We start from the raw sequence: 14,917 nt of genomic DNA on the forward strand, positions 1-14,917 counted from the left end.
GCATACATGGCAAACATGTAACAACAGGCCGGTACATTGCTGTGCCGCAGACCCGTGAAGAGGACCCGAGTGAAAATTTTCAAAATGCAAACTTTCAAGTGGCTGGCATGTGGCGCGGTCGCGCTGGCTGGCCTGATGCTGGGTGGATGCGCCACCAAGGCCACCTTGCCGACTGAACTGGCGCCTGTGGGGGATTACCTGATTGGCCCGGGCGATAACGTCAATATCGTCGTGTGGCGTAATCCGGAAGTGTCGCAAACCGTACCGGTCCGTCCGGACGGAAAGATCTCGACACCGCTGGTCGAAGATTTGCAAGCCAGCGGCAAGACGCCGACGGAACTGGCGCGTGATATTGAAAAAGCGTTGTCTAAGTTCATCCAGCAGCCTGTCGTGACTGTCGTGGTCACGGGCTTTGTCGGCACGTATGGCGAACAAATCCGCGTCATCGGCCAGGCGGCCAAACCGCAAGCCTTGCCTTACCGTGTCGATATGTCGCTGATGGATGTACTGATTGCTGTCGGCGGCGTGACGGAATTTGCTGCGGGCAACCGCGCCAGCATCATCCGCATGGTTGATGGAAAGCAGCAAAAATTTAATGTGCGACTCAATGACTTGATCAAGGATGGCGATATTTCCGCCAATGTCCCGATGCGCCCGGGCGACGTTCTTGTGATTCCGGAAAGTTTCTTCTAAGTAACGACTGTTAACAATGTCGAGATTTCTTACAGCTTTTGCGCTAGACTAAAGTGTGACGGTAACCAAGTTACTATTTCTTGCGCTAAGTCTTTGATACTAAACAAAGCTTAAGTACGCAAAGCTGTATGGAATAATTATTGCTTGATATTCGGCAAATAATTCCTGGCCGCTACCCGTGGCCTATCGATAGAGGACAGATATCGTGAGTAACCAAGAGCATCCAGAAGGGGGCGCAAGCGCCCCACAGGCCGACGCCCCGGTGTTTGCTGGTGCGGCGCGGCGCCGCTTTACCAAGGCGGGCGCAGTTGCGGTGGGTGCCGTACTGACGCTCAAGAGCCAGCCGGGTTTAGCGGAAGGCAATAGCTGCATCTTTGCCACGCCGTCCGCTGCCGGTTCGTTTGCCGTGACCCACAGCCGTGCCCCGACGGTAGGCAGCTGTGGCGGCCGGTCGCACGGCTGGTGGAAGCAATACAGGAACAAACCGTATTGGCCGGTGCGGGTGCCGCCGGTTGCGGGTGCGACCGCCATCAGCATGTGGGACTGGAAGTTCCAGTACCTGTTCCCATGCTCGTCGAGTTCCTCGTTTTACAACAAAACGCTGGGTTATGTGATTAACCTGGGCAGCGGCGACGCGCAAACCGTGGCCCGCCACTGTATTGCGGCCTGGCTGAACGCCAACGCGGGTTATTCCACCCCCTATCTGTCCGCCGATAAAGTTGTCGAGATCTGGACCAAGTATTGCACCAGCGGCTTCCAGCCTATCGCGGGCGGCAAGATCTGGACGGTTGACGACATTGCCCGCTACTTGCAAGGTAGCTGGGGGCAGGGCACCGGCTTTTAATGCCAGCGCTGTGGCGCCTGACGCCGGGATTAACCCTGCGCTACCGCACCTGGGATAACGAAGCGTACGTGCTGTATCACAATCTGACGAGCGATACGCATCTGATGGATGCGGCCGCCATTGAAGTACTGGAGGCGCTGCGCAGCGCGCCAGCCCCGATCGAGGCGCTGGCGCAAGCGCTCCGCCTCGATGCCTCCCACCTTGAACCGCTGAGCGAGCTACTTGCTGAGTTGCAAGAGATTGCTCTGGTTGAATGCCTGCCTGTTCCCTTGCCTGCATGACGACGATCGGCTCCCTGTCCCGCGCCGAATTGGGTGCGCGCATGGCCCGCGAGGGCATTGTCCTGCAAACCGGCTGTTTTTCCGTGCACCTGCGTTCGTCCGTGCCGGCGCTGGCCGATGGCATCGCGCTGATGTACCGCGATTTTCCCGTGCATGCCGCGGATGCGTTCTCGGATTTTCAAATTGAAATCGTGCGCCCCGCCACCTTGCGGCGCTGGTACCGGCCCCAGGTGAACATGCTGTTCGATGGCCATGCGCTGTTCCAGCCTTTGCCGCTGGCGCAAGCGTTTCCCATGTTTGAATGGGGGTTGAACTGGTGCGTGGCGAACCGGGCCCACCGTTACCTGATGATTCATGCCGCCGTGCTGGAACGCGGCGGGCGCGCCGTGATCTTGCCGGCGCCGCCGGGATCGGGCAAAAGCACGCTGTGCGCGGCACTGGCGCACCGCGGGTGGCGCTTGCTGTCCGATGAGCTGACCCTGGTGCGGCCGGACGATGGCTTGATCGTGCCCGTGCCCCGTCCCATCAGCCTGAAAAATGCGTCGATCACCGTCATGCAGCAATACCTGGATCAGCCAGTGTTCAGCCCCCCCGTGGCCGATACCATGAAAGGCACGGTGGCCCACTTGCGCACGCCCACCGACGCCGTGACGCGCGGCGCCGAATGCGCGCGGCCCGGATGGATCGTCTTCCCCCGCTACGAGGCCGGTGCAGCGTCCACTCTGGAAACACTGGAGCGCGCCCACACGCACATGGAAATGGCCAAGAACGCCTTTAATTACAGCTTGCTGGGCGCCCGCGGCTTTGACATGCTGGCCGACCTGGTCAGCCATGTGCGCAGTTACCGCTATACCTACAGTGCATTGGATGACGCCATGGCAGTGTTTGACGAGTTGGCGGCCCAGCCATGACAACCTTGCCGCTGGCCGTCATGGCCTTCCGTGATCCGCGCTGCCTGGCCGGACTGTCTGCGCCCGAATGGCACTTGCTGTTACGCCAGTTGATTGCCTGCAACCTCAATGCCCGGCTGTATTACATGCTGGAACAGCGCGGCGAACTGGCGCTAGTTCCGCCGCCCGTGCGCGAACATTTGGAATGGGTGCGTGTTATTGCCGAGAGGCACACGCAGGCAGCCCTGTGGGAAGTGCGGCAAATCCGTATGGCGCTGGCCGGCATCGGCGTGCCGCTGATCTTGCTGAAAGGCGCCGCGTATACGATCGCCCGCCTGCCGTCCGCGCCCGGACGGCTGTATTCCGACATCGATATTCTGGTCGATGAAGCGCAATTGCCGGACGTGGAGTCCGAGCTGATGCTCAGTGGCTGGGCCTCCACGCACCATGATGCGTATGACCAGCGCTATTACCGGGAATGGATGCATGAATTGCCGCCCATGGTGCATGTGCACCGGCAAACCGCCATCGACGTCCACCATGCCATCTTGCCCCGCACGGCGCCCGTGCATCCTGATCCTGCCAGGCTGCGCGCCGGCGCCGTACCGGTGCCGGACATGGAGGGCGTCTACGTGCTGGCGCCGGAAGACATGGTGCTGCACAGTGCGACCCACTTGTTCTTTGACGGCGACCTGGATCACGGCTTGCGCGACCTGGTCGACCTCGATGCGCTGTTGCGCCATTTCGCCAGCCGTCCCGGCTTTTGGGCGGGGCTGGCGGAGCGCGCCCGGCTATTGCAGTTAACGCGCCCCTTGTTTTACGCGCTGCGCTATACGTCCAGCCTGCTGGGTACGCCATTGCCGCCGGAAGCCGTGGAAGCCGGCGAGGCAGGCCGCCCTAATTCTTTGCTTCTGGCATTGATGGATGGCTTGTTTCACCGTGCACTGATGCCGATGCACACCAGCTGCAATGACCGGTGGAGTGGCACGGCCCGCTTCCTCATTTATTTGCGGGGCAACTGGCTGCGCATGCCGCCGCTCTTGTTGGCGCGCCATTTGTTCCATAAGGCATTTATTTCGCCCAAGAAAAAGGACGAAGACTTGTTGGCGCGCGCAGAAGGTGATGCGTAACGCGCGTCTTACGTTAGCTCAAATTTACGCTGTTCAGTTGCTACAATGACTGTTGTGCTGTCTGTCATGGGGAGCAGCAGTCATGAAGCGAGAGACGTGCTTTATCGTATTGTGGGCAGCATGTGCCGCCGGCGCGGCTGCACCATCCGATGACACGGCAGCGGACCTGATGGCCAGCGCCGCCCGTTATGAACATGGCGAAGGCGTGGCGCGCGATCCTGCCCATGCGCGGGAATTGTATTGCGAAGCAGCACGCATGGGATCGGCGCCGGCCCAGTATGCGCTGGGCTGGATGCTGGCCAATGGCCGCGGCGGTCCCCGCGATGATGGCAGCGCCCGCCACTTGTTTGCGCTGGCTGCAGCCCAAGGTCACGCGCAGGCGCAAACCATGATGGGGCAAATGACGGCGCTGCCCGTCGCGCCGGCTTGCCTGTTGCCGGCATTGCCACCCCCGCCGAAATTTGAATTGCCGCCTGTGTCGCTGTGGACGCCGAATCCGCAAGTGGCGCGGCTGGTGGGGCGCCTGGCGCCGGAATTCAATGTCGATCCCTTGCTGGCGCTGGCCATCATTTCCGTTGAGTCCGGTTTTAACAGCCGCGCGGTCTCACCCAGGCAGGCGCAGGGCCTGATGCAGTTGATTCCTGAAACCGCGCAGCGTTTCCAGGTGCGGGATGTGTTCAATGAGGAACAAAACGTGCGCGGAGGTCTCGCTTACCTCCGCTGGCTGCTGGCTTATTTCAAGGGCAATGTTACTCTAGTGACAGCCGCATATAATGCTGGTGAGAAAGCCGTTGACCGTTATGGTGGTGTGCCGCCGTATCCGGAAACGCGCGATTACGTGAAAAAAATTTCCACCTTGTATCACCAAACCGTCCACCCTTATCAACGCGACCTGTTGCCAGTGACATCGCCCATAGCCGCCAAGTGAGTCCATATGACCCCGCCACTCGACCCTAATCCTCTCGACCTTGCCTGCGCCGCCTGGCGCGCCATTCCCGGCGTTGCGGAAGTGTTGTCGCAAGAAGCCGCCCAGCAAGCTTATGGCGCGGATACGGGCGGCAGCACCCGCACCATCCGCGCGGCTGTCCGTATCGTCCAGAATGACGGGGAAGATACCTGCGTCTCGGCTGTCATGCGTGTTGCCAGTCAGCATGGCATTGCCGTTCACCCGATCAGCACGGGCCACAACTGGGGGTACGGCACGGCCTTGCCGGCCGGCGACGGCAGCGTGATCCTCGACTTGGGCGGGCTGAAAGAAATGAATTTTGATGCGGAGCTGGGCGTAGTGACGTTGCAGCCTGGCGTCACGCAGGCAATGCTGGCGGAATTCCTAGATGCCAACAACCACCAATACATGGTGCCGGTCACCGGCGCCGGCCCCAGCTGCAGCTTGCTCAGCAATGCGCTGGAGCGGGGTTATGGCGTGACGCCGCACACGGACCACTTTGGCGCCGTGACGGATATCGAAGCTGTGCTGGCCGATGGCAGCCTGTACCGCACGACGTTGCGCGAAGCGGGGACGAAAGAGCTGGCGAGCCTGTTCAAGTGGGGTCTCGGCCCGCATACGGCGCCACTGTTTACGCAAAGCGGGTATGGCGTCGTGACGCGCATGAGCATTGTGCTGGCGCGCCGGCCCGAAGTCGTCAAAGTGTGCCTGTTCAACTTGAAAGATGATGCGCTGCTGGAAACTGCAGTGGAACGCGTGCGCCATATCCTGCGTTCGCTGCCGGGCACGGTGGGCGGTATCAATTTGATGAACCGGCACCGCGTGCTGGCCATGAATGCGCCGTATCCGGATACGCCGCCGGACGGCAATGGCCAGATTCCGCTGGACGTGATTGAAACCCTCGGCCGCCAATACCAGATCGCGCCGTGGACTGGCTTTTGCACGCTGTATGGCACCAAGACCATGGTGGCGGCCGCGCAAAAGGAAATCAAACGGGCGCTGGCCGGCGTTGGCACGCGCATGTTGTTCTTGAGTCCTGGCAATGCCCGCACGTTGGCCAAGCTGGCGAAATTGTTGCCTGGTGGCGCCGGGCAGCGGCTCGGCAGTACGGCGGCGACCCTGGCCAAGTCGCTGGACCTGGTGGCGGGGCGTCCCAATGAAACCGCGCTGCCGCTGGCGTACTGGCGCAATCCCGGCAAGCAGCCGGATGATGGACGCGATCCTGGCCGCGATGGCTGCGGCTTGCTGTGGTACGCGCCGCTGGTGCCGATGCGGCCGCAATATGCGCGAGCGTATGTGAATCTGGTGACGCGCGTGGCGAAAAAGCACGGCATGGAACCGCTGCTGACGTTTACTTCCGTTAATGAACGTCTATTCGACAGTACGGTGCCGCTGCTGTTTGACCGCAGCCAGCCGGAAGCGGTGGCGCGGGCGCGTGCTTGTTACAAGGAATTACTGGAAGAAGGGCGCAAGATCGGCGTGTTCCCATACCGGGTCGGCGTCGATACCATGGCCGCCATTAAGGTCAACCAGACGCATTCGGCAGCTTTCCATGCCAAACTCAAGCAAGCGCTGGATCCCGCCAACCTGGTGGCGCCTGGACGTTACCAATAAGCCGAAAAAAAACTGCCCGGCATGCCGGGCAGTTTTACTGGTCGAACGAGACGATTAAGCCTTGTTGCTGCGGCGACGCACAGCGCTGGCGCCCAGCAGGCCCAGGCCCAGCAGTGCCAGCGAACCTGGCTCAGGAATGGTGTTGCCTTTCAGCGAACCGTTACCGCCAGCCGAATAAGCCGTGTCAGGCTCGAAGAATGCATTCGCCGTGTACGCGAGCGTATTTGGCATGAAATTGCCGGCAGCAGAACCGCCGATCACTTCCAGAACCGCGCTGACGACGCCGTCGGTCACGTCACCGCTCTTGAAGGCAACGGAATTGATCTTCAGGTCGAGCCACAGCGAACCCGAGACGGCATCGTTAACTGCAGCTTGGCTGTCAACTGGAGGGTTGAAGTCAGGGGTCAGGCTGTTGACATACAGGCGTGCCCATGCGTTGGTAACATCAAAAGTTTGATTGTTGTTCAAACCGATGCCGCCAAAGGCGTAGGTCACTTCGCAATTCGTGCAGAAGTTTTTGCCGTTAGCGTAGCTGTTGGCATTGACGCGATAAACTTGGCCAGCGCCCTTCAGGTAAAAACCGGTAGCGGACGACGAGCCATTCAGGCTGGAGAAAACGGTGCCGATCGAGACCGCGTCAGTGAAATCAGGGGCGGTGCCAGCAGTCTCAACTTTGGTACCGAACCATTGGGTGAAGTCATACTGAGCGATGAAATCTTTCTCCGAACCTTTTACATAGTCCGGATCCCAGGTCACGCCACCAACCGTAATCGGGGTAGCTTGTGCAGCGGAAAAGGCCAGTGCCAGCGCAGAACCGATCATCGCTTTTTTGAGCAGTTTCATAAAAAATCTCCTTGTTGGATTCAAAACGCTTGCCATATTGGCCAGCACACTCAACATTAAGCAATTCGCATGCCAAGCAGTGAAAAGATTTGCAAGTATTTGAATTAATAGGATTTTGAAAAAAACATGCGCGAATGCGAATGGATTTCAAGTCAGCAGCTGTAAAGAATTCCGACACATTGATCCAGCGTATCGCCGGGGCGTGACCATGCTCATGGCGCTGGCTTCGCGCAGCCGGAGACCTTACTTGGTTTTGTTGAGCAGGCGGTCGGTCAAGCTGGCAGCGTCGGCCGGCGGCAGGAAGTGCGGATACAGCGAACGCACGGTACTGGTGGGAGATGCGGTGCCGCCCAGCTTGGCAATTTGCTCAGCCACGTGGTCCATGCTGGTCCACAGCAGGAAACTGGGTGCGTTGACCCGCTTGTTGATGCGCTGTTCGCCCAGGCACTGGAAGCCCAGCATGGTTTCGTAATAGCGGCGGTGGCGTGGATTGACTTCAATAAACACGTCCGTACAGCGGTGCTTGGTATGGCTGTAGATAAACATCACGTGGCACAGCGATGCCAGTGTCTGCCGGGAATTGGCGCCCGGCGCGATGGCCAGCTTGGTGATTTCGCACACGCGGCCTCCCTGCATGCGGTAGCCGTCAATCACATCCTTGAAATCCGCGTCGGCCAGCAAGCCCTCGGCCGAGTCAAAACCCAGCGTCACCGTGCCTACTGTTTCGCCCCGTTCCGTGGCAAACAGTGTGACGCGATGCGGATGTTCTTCCACCCGGTGCGTGCCGGCATAGCCGCGCCACGCGTACATCTTCCCCAGCAACTGACTGGCGGAAAATCGCGTTTCGTCGGTATCGGCAAGGCGGATGCTATGCGCAGGGTCAGGGATAGTCACCGGGAAAATATAACAGAACCCGCATGATGCGGGCGCACGGCTGAGGCTGCCTCAGCCGCCAGGTTGATCCAATTTCAGCAAGCGGTTTGCCAGGCCGGTTTCTTCTCGGCGCGACAGGAAGTACGGATACAGTGAGCGTTCATTGCCCGGATGGTCGCTGGTACCGCCCAGCCGCGCAATCTCCGCATTGACGTGCGCCATACTAACCCATAACAGGTACGCCGGGGCATCGACTCGCGGATTCGTGCGCACATCGCCGATCGCCTTAAATCCCAGCATGGCTTCGTAATAGCGGCGGTGGCGCGGATTGACTTCAATGAACACGTCTGTGCAATGGTGGCGGTAATGCGCAAAGATAAATAAGACGTGGAACAGCGAGGCCAGCGCCATTTTGGAGCGCAGCGTGGGATCAAACGCCAGCTTGGTAATTTCGCAGACCTTGCCGCCGCGCAAACGCACTTTCTGAATTTCGTCGTGGAAAATCTCATCGGCCAGTATGCCGGCATCGGAATCAATGCCGATGGTGACGGTCCCAATCACATTGCCCTTGTCCGTGGCAGACAAGGTAATGCGGTTGGGATTTTCTTCGACCTTGTGCTTGTCGCCATAGCCACGCCAGCCATACATCTTGTTGATCAACATGCTGGCGGAATTACGTCCGACATCGGTGTCGGCAAGACGGATGGCAAAATGATCTTGCTGCATGATGACTTCGTTGCCAAGGGCAAGCGGTTCCATGCAGACGACGTGGGATCGGGGGGCCGGCGGCTTGATGGTCAAGCCGTGCTCTGGCGCCTCGTCATTGTGGTCCATGGGATTTCTCCTGGGTACTGCGTCGGTAGGGAAGAGGGGCGGGCTGAAGCTTATCGTACCGCTCCCTTAGCACATCGGCAAATCAAATGTCTGCCGTGCGCCACCATTATTGCAATTGTTTCAGCAATGCGCGTGCATCGTCGGCTTTGCTGAACGGGGCATTGCTGGCCAGCGCTTGTTCCACTTCTTTGCGCGCACCCGCTTTATCGCCCGACTTGAACAATGCCATCGCCAAGTGATAGCGGATTTCACTCGATTGCGGCGCCTTGGTGCTGGCTTGCTGCAACAGCTGCGTCGCGCGTTTGACGTCGCCGCCCTGTTCCACGAGGATCCAGCCCAGCGTATCCATGATGGCCGGCTCCGTGTTCGCTGCCTTGTAAGCGGCTTCTGCCGTTGCCAGCGCGCGGCTATCCTTGGTCTGCTGGTACGCAAAGGCCAGGTTATTCAAGACCGCCGGGTTATTCGGCGCATCCTTGGCCATGGCTTCCAGTTGCTCGGCAGCTTGCTTGTATTGCTTGTCACGCAGGCTCAATTCCACTTGGAGGAATTGCAAGCGCGCATCTTTGGGGAATTGCTGAATGGCCTGGGCCAGGCGCTTGTCTGCTTCCGCGTTTTTGCCGGCGGCGCGCTGCGCATTGATGACGCGGGTCAATGAATCAATGGATTTCGCCATCGCCAGCGATTTCTCATACAGCGGTAGCGCTTGGGCCGGCTTGCCTGTCTTCATCAGGATATCGCCTTCCACCAGATACCCGGCTGCCGCTTCTGGATGTTTCTTTTGAATGGCGCGGGCCTGGGCAAGAGCCTGGTCGACTTGTTTTTTGTTGAACAGCAATTCCGCATAGGCGATCTGGGCAACAGGATAATCCGGCTGCAATTGCAGGGCTTTCTTGATGTCGTCTTCGGCGGCCGTCGGATTTTTCAACATCATGTGCAGGTTGGCAATGGCAACTTGTACCGCAGCATTTTTCGGCTGGGCGCCGGCCAGCTTGCTGTACGTTTCCAGCGCGCCATCCGTATCTTTATTGGCCATTTGCGATTTCGCCAGCAATTCCATCAATTCCACATTGTTGGGATTAGTCGCCAACATCTTGCGCGCCAAGGTCAATGCTTTTTGCTGCTGGTTAGTCGACAGATATTGTGTAATCAAACGGCTGGCAGGACCCACTGCATCCGGATTTTCCGTCTGTGCCAATTCCAGCCAGCGGGTTGCTTCCGGAACATTTTTCTCCATCGCAGAGAGCGCCGCCATGGCCGTCATGGCGTCAATGCTCTTCTTGTTCTTGTCGAGGAAGCGCTGCAACGCGGCCTTGGCTTCGGCAGGTTTTTTCTCCGCCATGGCCAGCAGCGCCAGGTTGCCCGTTGCAGAGTAATAATCCGGCTTCAAGCTGGCGGCTTTTTCAAAGCTGGCTTTTGCGCCGGCAAGATCTTTCTTGCCGACTTGCACCAAGCCCTTCAACTCAATGACCACTTCATTGTCCGGGAATTTCTTTTCCAGTTCCGCCACCGTGTTGGCGGCCTTGTCGAAATTCTTTTGGGCCAACTGCGCGCGGGCCAGCACCATGCCTGCCTGCGGCGTCTTATCGAGTTTCACAGCCGTCTCGAGTTCCGCCATGCCTTTGGCTTCCTCGCCTTTTTGCAGCTTGCTGATGCCCAGCTGCACGTGCAAACCAGCCGATTCCGGCGCCTTGCTGGACGCTTTTTCAAAGTATTCCGACGCCTTGTTAAAGTCGCGCGCCTGCATATAAGTTTCGCCTGCCAGTGCATACACTTGCAGGTCGTCGGAATCGCCTTTCAGCGCCGGTGTCAGCACACTGAGCGCATCCGGGCTCTGGCCGGTTTTCAACAGGGCGCTAGCCAGCATCTTGCGGGCGTAAACGTTGTCCGGGTTTTTTTCCAAGTACTTGCGCAGATGCTGTTCCGCCTGCTGCACGGAACCCATACGCAGCGCGAGTGCACCCGCCAGCAAGATGGTGGGCATATGGTCCGGCGCCACACGCAAGACTTTTTGCACGCTTTCCTGGGCCGCTGAATTCTTGTTTTGCGAGAAATCCAGCAACGCTTGCGTGTAGGTGACCAGCATGCTGCCCGGGGTGATTTTCTTGGCCTTGTCCAGGTCAGCCTGGGCTTTGTCGTACTGGCCGGCCGTCAATTCCAGATAGGCTTTTTCAATGTGCGCGGAGCGGTGGTTAGGCTTGGCGGCAATGACTTTATCGTACTGGGCAATGGCTTCGTCCGTCTTGCGCTGCACGCGCAGCAAGTCGGCTTTGAACATCAGCGCTTCCGGGCTTTGCGGCGCGACAGCCAATGCCTCGTCGGCCAGGCGCATGGCGCCTTCTTCATCGCCATTGATCTTTGCCAGGCGGCCTTTGGCAGCCAGCAGCAGCGGATTTTTAGGTTCGGCTTGCAAAGCCTGGTCCAGCAAGGCAACGGACTCTTCCCGCTTGCCCAAGGCCAGCAGCGCTTCCGCGCGGTACAGCGTCAGGTCGCCGCCCATCTTTTTCGATTCTTCCGCCGTTTCGTCCAGCACTTTTTGCGGCTGGTTTTGCAACAGCAGCGCGCGCGCCAGGATGGGGGCGGTTTTGTCGGACGCATACTTGAGGCTGATGGCGCGGCGGATTTCTTTTTCCGCGGCGGCGCCATCGCCATTTTCAATATAGGCGGACGCCAGCATGAAGCGCGCTTCCGCATCGTCGGGGTTGGCCAGCAGCGCGTTTTTCAACTGGATCATGGCGGCGTTGATGTCGCCTTTTTGCTGATACTGCTTGGCTTGCGCGACCAGCGTCTCACTCGATTCTTGTTTTTTGCATGCAACCAGTCCGGTGGACAGGGCTGCGACCATGGTGGCGAGCGCCAGCTTATTTACGCGATGGGACATACGATTCCTTTGAGTGAAGGGCTGCACACGATGGACGTGAGCTTGCCAACATACCATCCATTATGTTGGCATGTAACACGCGGTGTAGCAATAGAAATAACAATGCATGGCAGGCACTGCGGGCGATATAGTTACCCAGCTGTCACACTGTCGTCATCGAGCGGGTGGTAGCGCCCAACAGTCAGCCGCGGCGGCCAACCAGCACTTCCGCCGCAGCCGGGTGGCTGAGGAACGCGCCGGGGCTGGCGCTCAAGCCGTAGGCGCCCGATTGCAGCACGGCCACCAGGTCGCCGGGGCCTGCCTGCGCCAGTTCCATCTGGTCCGCCAGCAAATCCAGCGGCGTGCACAGCGGGCCCACGACGGTCGCCGTTTCACGGGGCCCTTGCTGCACGCGGTTGCCGATCACCACCGGATAATTCTTACGGATCACCTGGCCGAAATTACCGGATGCGGACAAGTGGTGGTGCAGGCCGCCATCGGTGACGAGGTAAGTGCGGCCGCGCGACTCCTTGCGCTCGATGATGCGGCTGACGTACACACCGGCTTCCCCCACCAGATAGCGGCCCAGCTCGATCACGATTTGCACGCCGGGCAGTGCGCGCAGCACGTCCGGCAGCATGGCGCGCAAGCCATCGCCCACTTGCTGGATATCCAGCCGTTCTTCGCCCGGGAAATACGGGATGCCGAAGCCGCCGCCGATATTCAGCGTGCGCAGCGGCGCGGGCGCATGGGCTGCCAGGCGCAGCGCCAGGGCAAACGTCTTTTCGTGGGCTTCGCGCAGCGCGGCAGCTTTCAAATTCTGCGAACCGCTGAAGATGTGGAAGCCGTGGAAATCCACGTCCAGTTGCGCCAGCCGTGCCAGCACATCGGGCGCGATTTCCGCATCGATGCCGAATTGCTTGGGGCCGCCCCCCATTTTCATGCCGGACGATTTCAGTTCAAAGTCGGGGTTGATGCGCAGCGCCACTTGCGGGCGCACGTGCAGTGTCTTGCCGATGGCGGCGACGCGTTCCAGTTCGCCGGCCGATTCCACGTTCAATACTATCCCGGCCGCCACCGCACTGGCCAGGTCCGCAGCGCTCTTGCCGGGACCGGCAAAGCTGATGTGCTGCGGATCGATGCCGGTGTCGAGCGCCACGCGCAATTCGCCGCCGGACGCCACGTCGAGCCCGTCCACCAGGTCCGCCATATGCTGGACCACGGCCGGCATCGGGTTGGCTTTCATGGCATAGTGCAGCGCGATTTCCGGCGGCAGCGCCGTGCGTAATGCCTGCACGCGGCGTGTCAGCGCGCCCCGGTCATACGCATAAAACGGCGTCTGGCCCACTTGCGCCGCCAGGCGCGGCAAGGGCACGCCGCCCACCACCAGGCAGTCGTTCACGATGGGGAATTGTTCGAGCGGGGCGTGTTGCGGGCGGACAGGCGTGGTCATCTTCAAGTCTGGAAACAGTCTGCGTATTGCAGGCTCAATAATTTGCGGTCGATTTTACCGTTGGGATTGCGGGGCAGGGCAGCGTCCGCCATGACGATACGCTGCGGCAGCATGTAGGCAGGCAAATGCGGTTTGACGGCCGCCAGCAACGCTTCCGCCGTGGCGCCGTCAGCGCCCTGGGCAATGACGACGATCGCTTGTCCCAGCGTCGGGTGCGGGGCGCCGATGGCGGCCGCTTCCAGCACGCCGCCCTTTGCATAGACGACTTCTTCCACTTCAGTCGGGCTGACGCGGTAACCCGATGTTTTAATCATTTCATCGGTGCGGGAAATGAAATACAGGAAGCCTTCCGCATCGCGGCGCACCGTGTCGCCCGACCACACGGCCCATTCCTGCACCGTCAATCCGGCGCCGTTAGGCTGCACGTAGGGCTTGAAGCGCTCGGCGGTCTTGGCGGGATCATTCCAGTAGCCCAGCGACACCAGCGCGCCGCGGTGCACCAGTTCGCCCGGTTCATTCGCATCGCATTCGCTGCCATCGGGACGCAGCACCAGTACTTCCGCATTGGGAATCGCCTTGCCCATGGAATCGGGGCGGCGCTGCAGCTCGGAAGGCGGCAAATACGTGGAACGGAATGCTTCCGTCAAGCCATACATCAGGTAAGGCTGGGCGTTCGGCAGCGCCTGGCGCAGTGCATCGAGCGTGGGGCGCTGCATGGCGCCGCCGGAATTGGTCCAGTAGCGCAATGTGCAGTCAGCAGGCCAGCTCAGCGGCGCCAGTTGCAGCCACAGCGGTGGTACGGCCGCCAGGCCCGTGATGCGTTCCGCCGTGACGGCTTTGACGACGTCGCGCGGCAGCAAGTGGTTCAACAGCACGGCCGTGGCGCCCACGCGGAAGGCCGTGGTCAGCTGGCTCAAGCCATAGTCAAAGCTCAGCGGCAAAACAGCGAGCAGGCGGTCTTGCGCTGTATTGTTCAGGTACGTGGACACGCTGACGGCGCCGGCCACCAGGTTGCGGTGCGACAGCACGACGCCTTTGGGTTTGCCCGTGCTGCCCGACGTATACAAAATCGCCGCCATGTCCGTGTCGATGCCAGCGCGCGGCGGCGTGCCTGGCGGTGCGGCCAGTGCGCTATCCCAGCTCAGTACGGCAATACCTTCGACTTCAGGCATTGCCGCGCCGGACGGATTGACGGCAATCACCGTCGCCAGGTCAGGGCATTGCGCCAGCGCAGGCGCCAGCAAACGCAGGCGGTCGGCGCTGGTGACCAGGATGCGCACGTTGCAGTCGGCCAGGATATAGGCGACCTGTTCCGGTTTCAGCAGTGGATTGACGGGCACGAACACGCCGCCGGCCGCGGCCGCGCCAAACATGGCCGCCACGTTTTCCACATTTTTTTCCATGCAGACGGCGACCCGTTCACCCCGCTCCAGGCCCAGCGCAGCCAGCGCGTCGGCAGCGCTGCGCACGGCGCCGGCCAGCGCGGCATAGTCGAGGCGGCGCGCGCCATAAACCAGCGCTTCCGCGCCCGGTGTGCGGCGCGCGCTGTCAAATATGAAATCATGTATCAGGTCGCTCATGGGGCCGCATGGTACGCGCAGGCTGGGGGGCTGTCCATCGCCTGGGCAAGTCGATTGTGATAAAGTGGCAACTATTTTC

General features: G+C 60.2%; 13 protein-coding genes. 7 read left to right on the plus strand and 6 right to left on the minus strand.

Annotation, left to right across the window (positions count from 1 at the left end; genetic code table 11):
* Window positions 1–84: 84 nt before the first annotated feature.
* From GM668_RS10885 to GM668_RS10915, 7 genes are all read left to right on the plus strand, one after another.
* Window positions 85–693, plus strand: coding sequence for an XrtA/PEP-CTERM system exopolysaccharide export protein (locus GM668_RS10885; protein WP_155438974.1), 609 nt, complete (start codon window positions 85–87; stop codon window positions 691–693).
* A gap of 205 nt (window positions 694–898) precedes the next feature.
* On the plus strand, window positions 899–1,537 hold the full coding sequence (locus GM668_RS10890; protein WP_155438975.1) for a hypothetical protein: 639 nt from the start codon (window positions 899–901) through the stop codon (window positions 1,535–1,537).
* Window positions 1,537–1,818 carry an HPr-rel-A system PqqD family peptide chaperone gene (locus GM668_RS10895; protein WP_155438976.1) on the plus strand — a complete coding sequence of 94 codons (282 nt, stop codon included), beginning with the start codon at window positions 1,537–1,539 and terminating at the stop codon, window positions 1,816–1,818. The genes GM668_RS10890 and GM668_RS10895 overlap by 1 nt, the downstream gene beginning before the upstream one ends.
* Window positions 1,791–2,729, plus strand: a complete 939-nt coding sequence (locus GM668_RS10900; RefSeq protein ID WP_229499166.1) for an HprK-related kinase A — start codon at window positions 1,791–1,793, stop codon at window positions 2,727–2,729. The genes GM668_RS10895 and GM668_RS10900 overlap by 28 nt, the downstream gene beginning before the upstream one ends.
* The gene (locus tag GM668_RS10905) at window positions 2,726–3,838 is read left to right on the plus strand and encodes a nucleotidyltransferase domain-containing protein (protein ID WP_155438977.1); all 1,113 of its coding nucleotides are present in this window, start codon (window positions 2,726–2,728) and stop codon (window positions 3,836–3,838) included. The genes GM668_RS10900 and GM668_RS10905 overlap by 4 nt, the downstream gene beginning before the upstream one ends.
* An 82-nt stretch (window positions 3,839–3,920) precedes the next feature.
* On the plus strand, window positions 3,921–4,766 hold the full coding sequence (locus GM668_RS10910; protein ID WP_155438978.1) for a lytic transglycosylase domain-containing protein: 846 nt from the start codon (window positions 3,921–3,923) through the stop codon (window positions 4,764–4,766).
* A 6-nt stretch (window positions 4,767–4,772) separates the two neighbouring features.
* Window positions 4,773–6,398 carry an FAD-binding oxidoreductase gene (locus GM668_RS10915; protein WP_155438979.1) on the plus strand — a complete coding sequence of 542 codons (1,626 nt, stop codon included), beginning with the start codon at window positions 4,773–4,775 and terminating at the stop codon, window positions 6,396–6,398.
* A gap of 54 nt (window positions 6,399–6,452) precedes the next feature.
* Here the strand turns inward: GM668_RS10915 and GM668_RS31160 are convergent, their stop codons facing one another.
* The 6 genes from GM668_RS31160 to GM668_RS10945 all read right to left on the minus strand — a co-directional run bounded on the left by GM668_RS31160 (window position 6,453) and on the right by GM668_RS10945 (window position 14,838).
* Window positions 6,453–7,241 (minus strand): PEP-CTERM sorting domain-containing protein, encoded by a 789-nt coding sequence (locus GM668_RS31160; RefSeq protein ID WP_229499168.1) that lies wholly within the window; start codon window positions 7,239–7,241, stop codon window positions 6,453–6,455.
* Between the two features lie 243 nt (window positions 7,242–7,484).
* Complete coding sequence (locus tag GM668_RS10925) at window positions 7,485–8,135, minus strand: N-acyl amino acid synthase FeeM domain-containing protein (protein ID WP_371868682.1); 651 nt, start codon at window positions 8,133–8,135, stop codon at window positions 7,485–7,487.
* A 51-nt stretch (window positions 8,136–8,186) separates the two neighbouring features.
* Window positions 8,187–8,948, minus strand: a complete 762-nt coding sequence (locus tag GM668_RS10930; protein WP_229499170.1) for an N-acyl amino acid synthase FeeM domain-containing protein — start codon at window positions 8,946–8,948, stop codon at window positions 8,187–8,189.
* A 106-nt stretch (window positions 8,949–9,054) separates the two neighbouring features.
* A complete protein-coding gene (gene prsT, locus GM668_RS10935) occupies window positions 9,055–11,826 on the minus strand; it encodes an XrtA/PEP-CTERM system TPR-repeat protein PrsT (protein ID WP_155438980.1) in 2,772 nt (923 codons plus the stop codon).
* 181 nt (window positions 11,827–12,007) lie between these two features.
* Window positions 12,008–13,258: a pyridoxal-dependent decarboxylase, exosortase A system-associated gene (locus GM668_RS10940; RefSeq protein WP_155438981.1), complete on the minus strand. Its 1,251-nt coding sequence runs from the start codon at window positions 13,256–13,258 to the stop codon at window positions 12,008–12,010.
* Between the two features lie 2 nt (window positions 13,259–13,260).
* Complete coding sequence (locus GM668_RS10945; protein WP_155438982.1) at window positions 13,261–14,838, minus strand: acyl-CoA ligase (AMP-forming), exosortase A system-associated; 1,578 nt, start codon at window positions 14,836–14,838, stop codon at window positions 13,261–13,263.
* Window positions 14,839–14,917: the final 79 nt, after the last annotated feature.

This window comes from Pseudoduganella ginsengisoli, assembly GCF_009720865.1.
Lineage (GTDB): Bacteria > Pseudomonadota > Gammaproteobacteria > Burkholderiales > Burkholderiaceae_D > Rugamonas > Rugamonas ginsengisoli.

Bases quoted from the DNA above. Each gene is read 5' to 3' on its own strand.
- GM668_RS10885 (WP_155438974.1), top strand. From the start codon at position 85: ATGCAAACTTTCAAGTGGCTGGCATGTGGCGCGGTCGCGCTGGCTGGC.
- GM668_RS10895 (WP_155438976.1), top strand. From the start codon at position 1,537: ATGCCAGCGCTGTGGCGCCTGACGCCGGGATTAACCCTGCGCTACCGC.
- GM668_RS10900 (WP_229499166.1), top strand. From the start codon at position 1,791: ATGCCTGCCTGTTCCCTTGCCTGCATGACGACGATCGGCTCCCTGTCC.
- GM668_RS10905 (WP_155438977.1), top strand. From the start codon at position 2,726: ATGACAACCTTGCCGCTGGCCGTCATGGCCTTCCGTGATCCGCGCTGC.
- GM668_RS10910 (WP_155438978.1), top strand. From the start codon at position 3,921: ATGAAGCGAGAGACGTGCTTTATCGTATTGTGGGCAGCATGTGCCGCC.
- GM668_RS10915 (WP_155438979.1), top strand. From the start codon at position 4,773: ATGACCCCGCCACTCGACCCTAATCCTCTCGACCTTGCCTGCGCCGCC.
- GM668_RS31160 (WP_229499168.1), bottom strand. From the start codon at position 7,241: ATGAAACTGCTCAAAAAAGCGATGATCGGTTCTGCGCTGGCACTGGCC.
- GM668_RS10930 (WP_229499170.1), bottom strand. From the start codon at position 8,948: ATGGACCACAATGACGAGGCGCCAGAGCACGGCTTGACCATCAAGCCG.
- prsT (WP_155438980.1), bottom strand. From the start codon at position 11,826: ATGTCCCATCGCGTAAATAAGCTGGCGCTCGCCACCATGGTCGCAGCC.
- GM668_RS10940 (WP_155438981.1), bottom strand. From the start codon at position 13,258: ATGACCACGCCTGTCCGCCCGCAACACGCCCCGCTCGAACAATTCCCC.
- GM668_RS10945 (WP_155438982.1), bottom strand. From the start codon at position 14,838: ATGAGCGACCTGATACATGATTTCATATTTGACAGCGCGCGCCGCACA.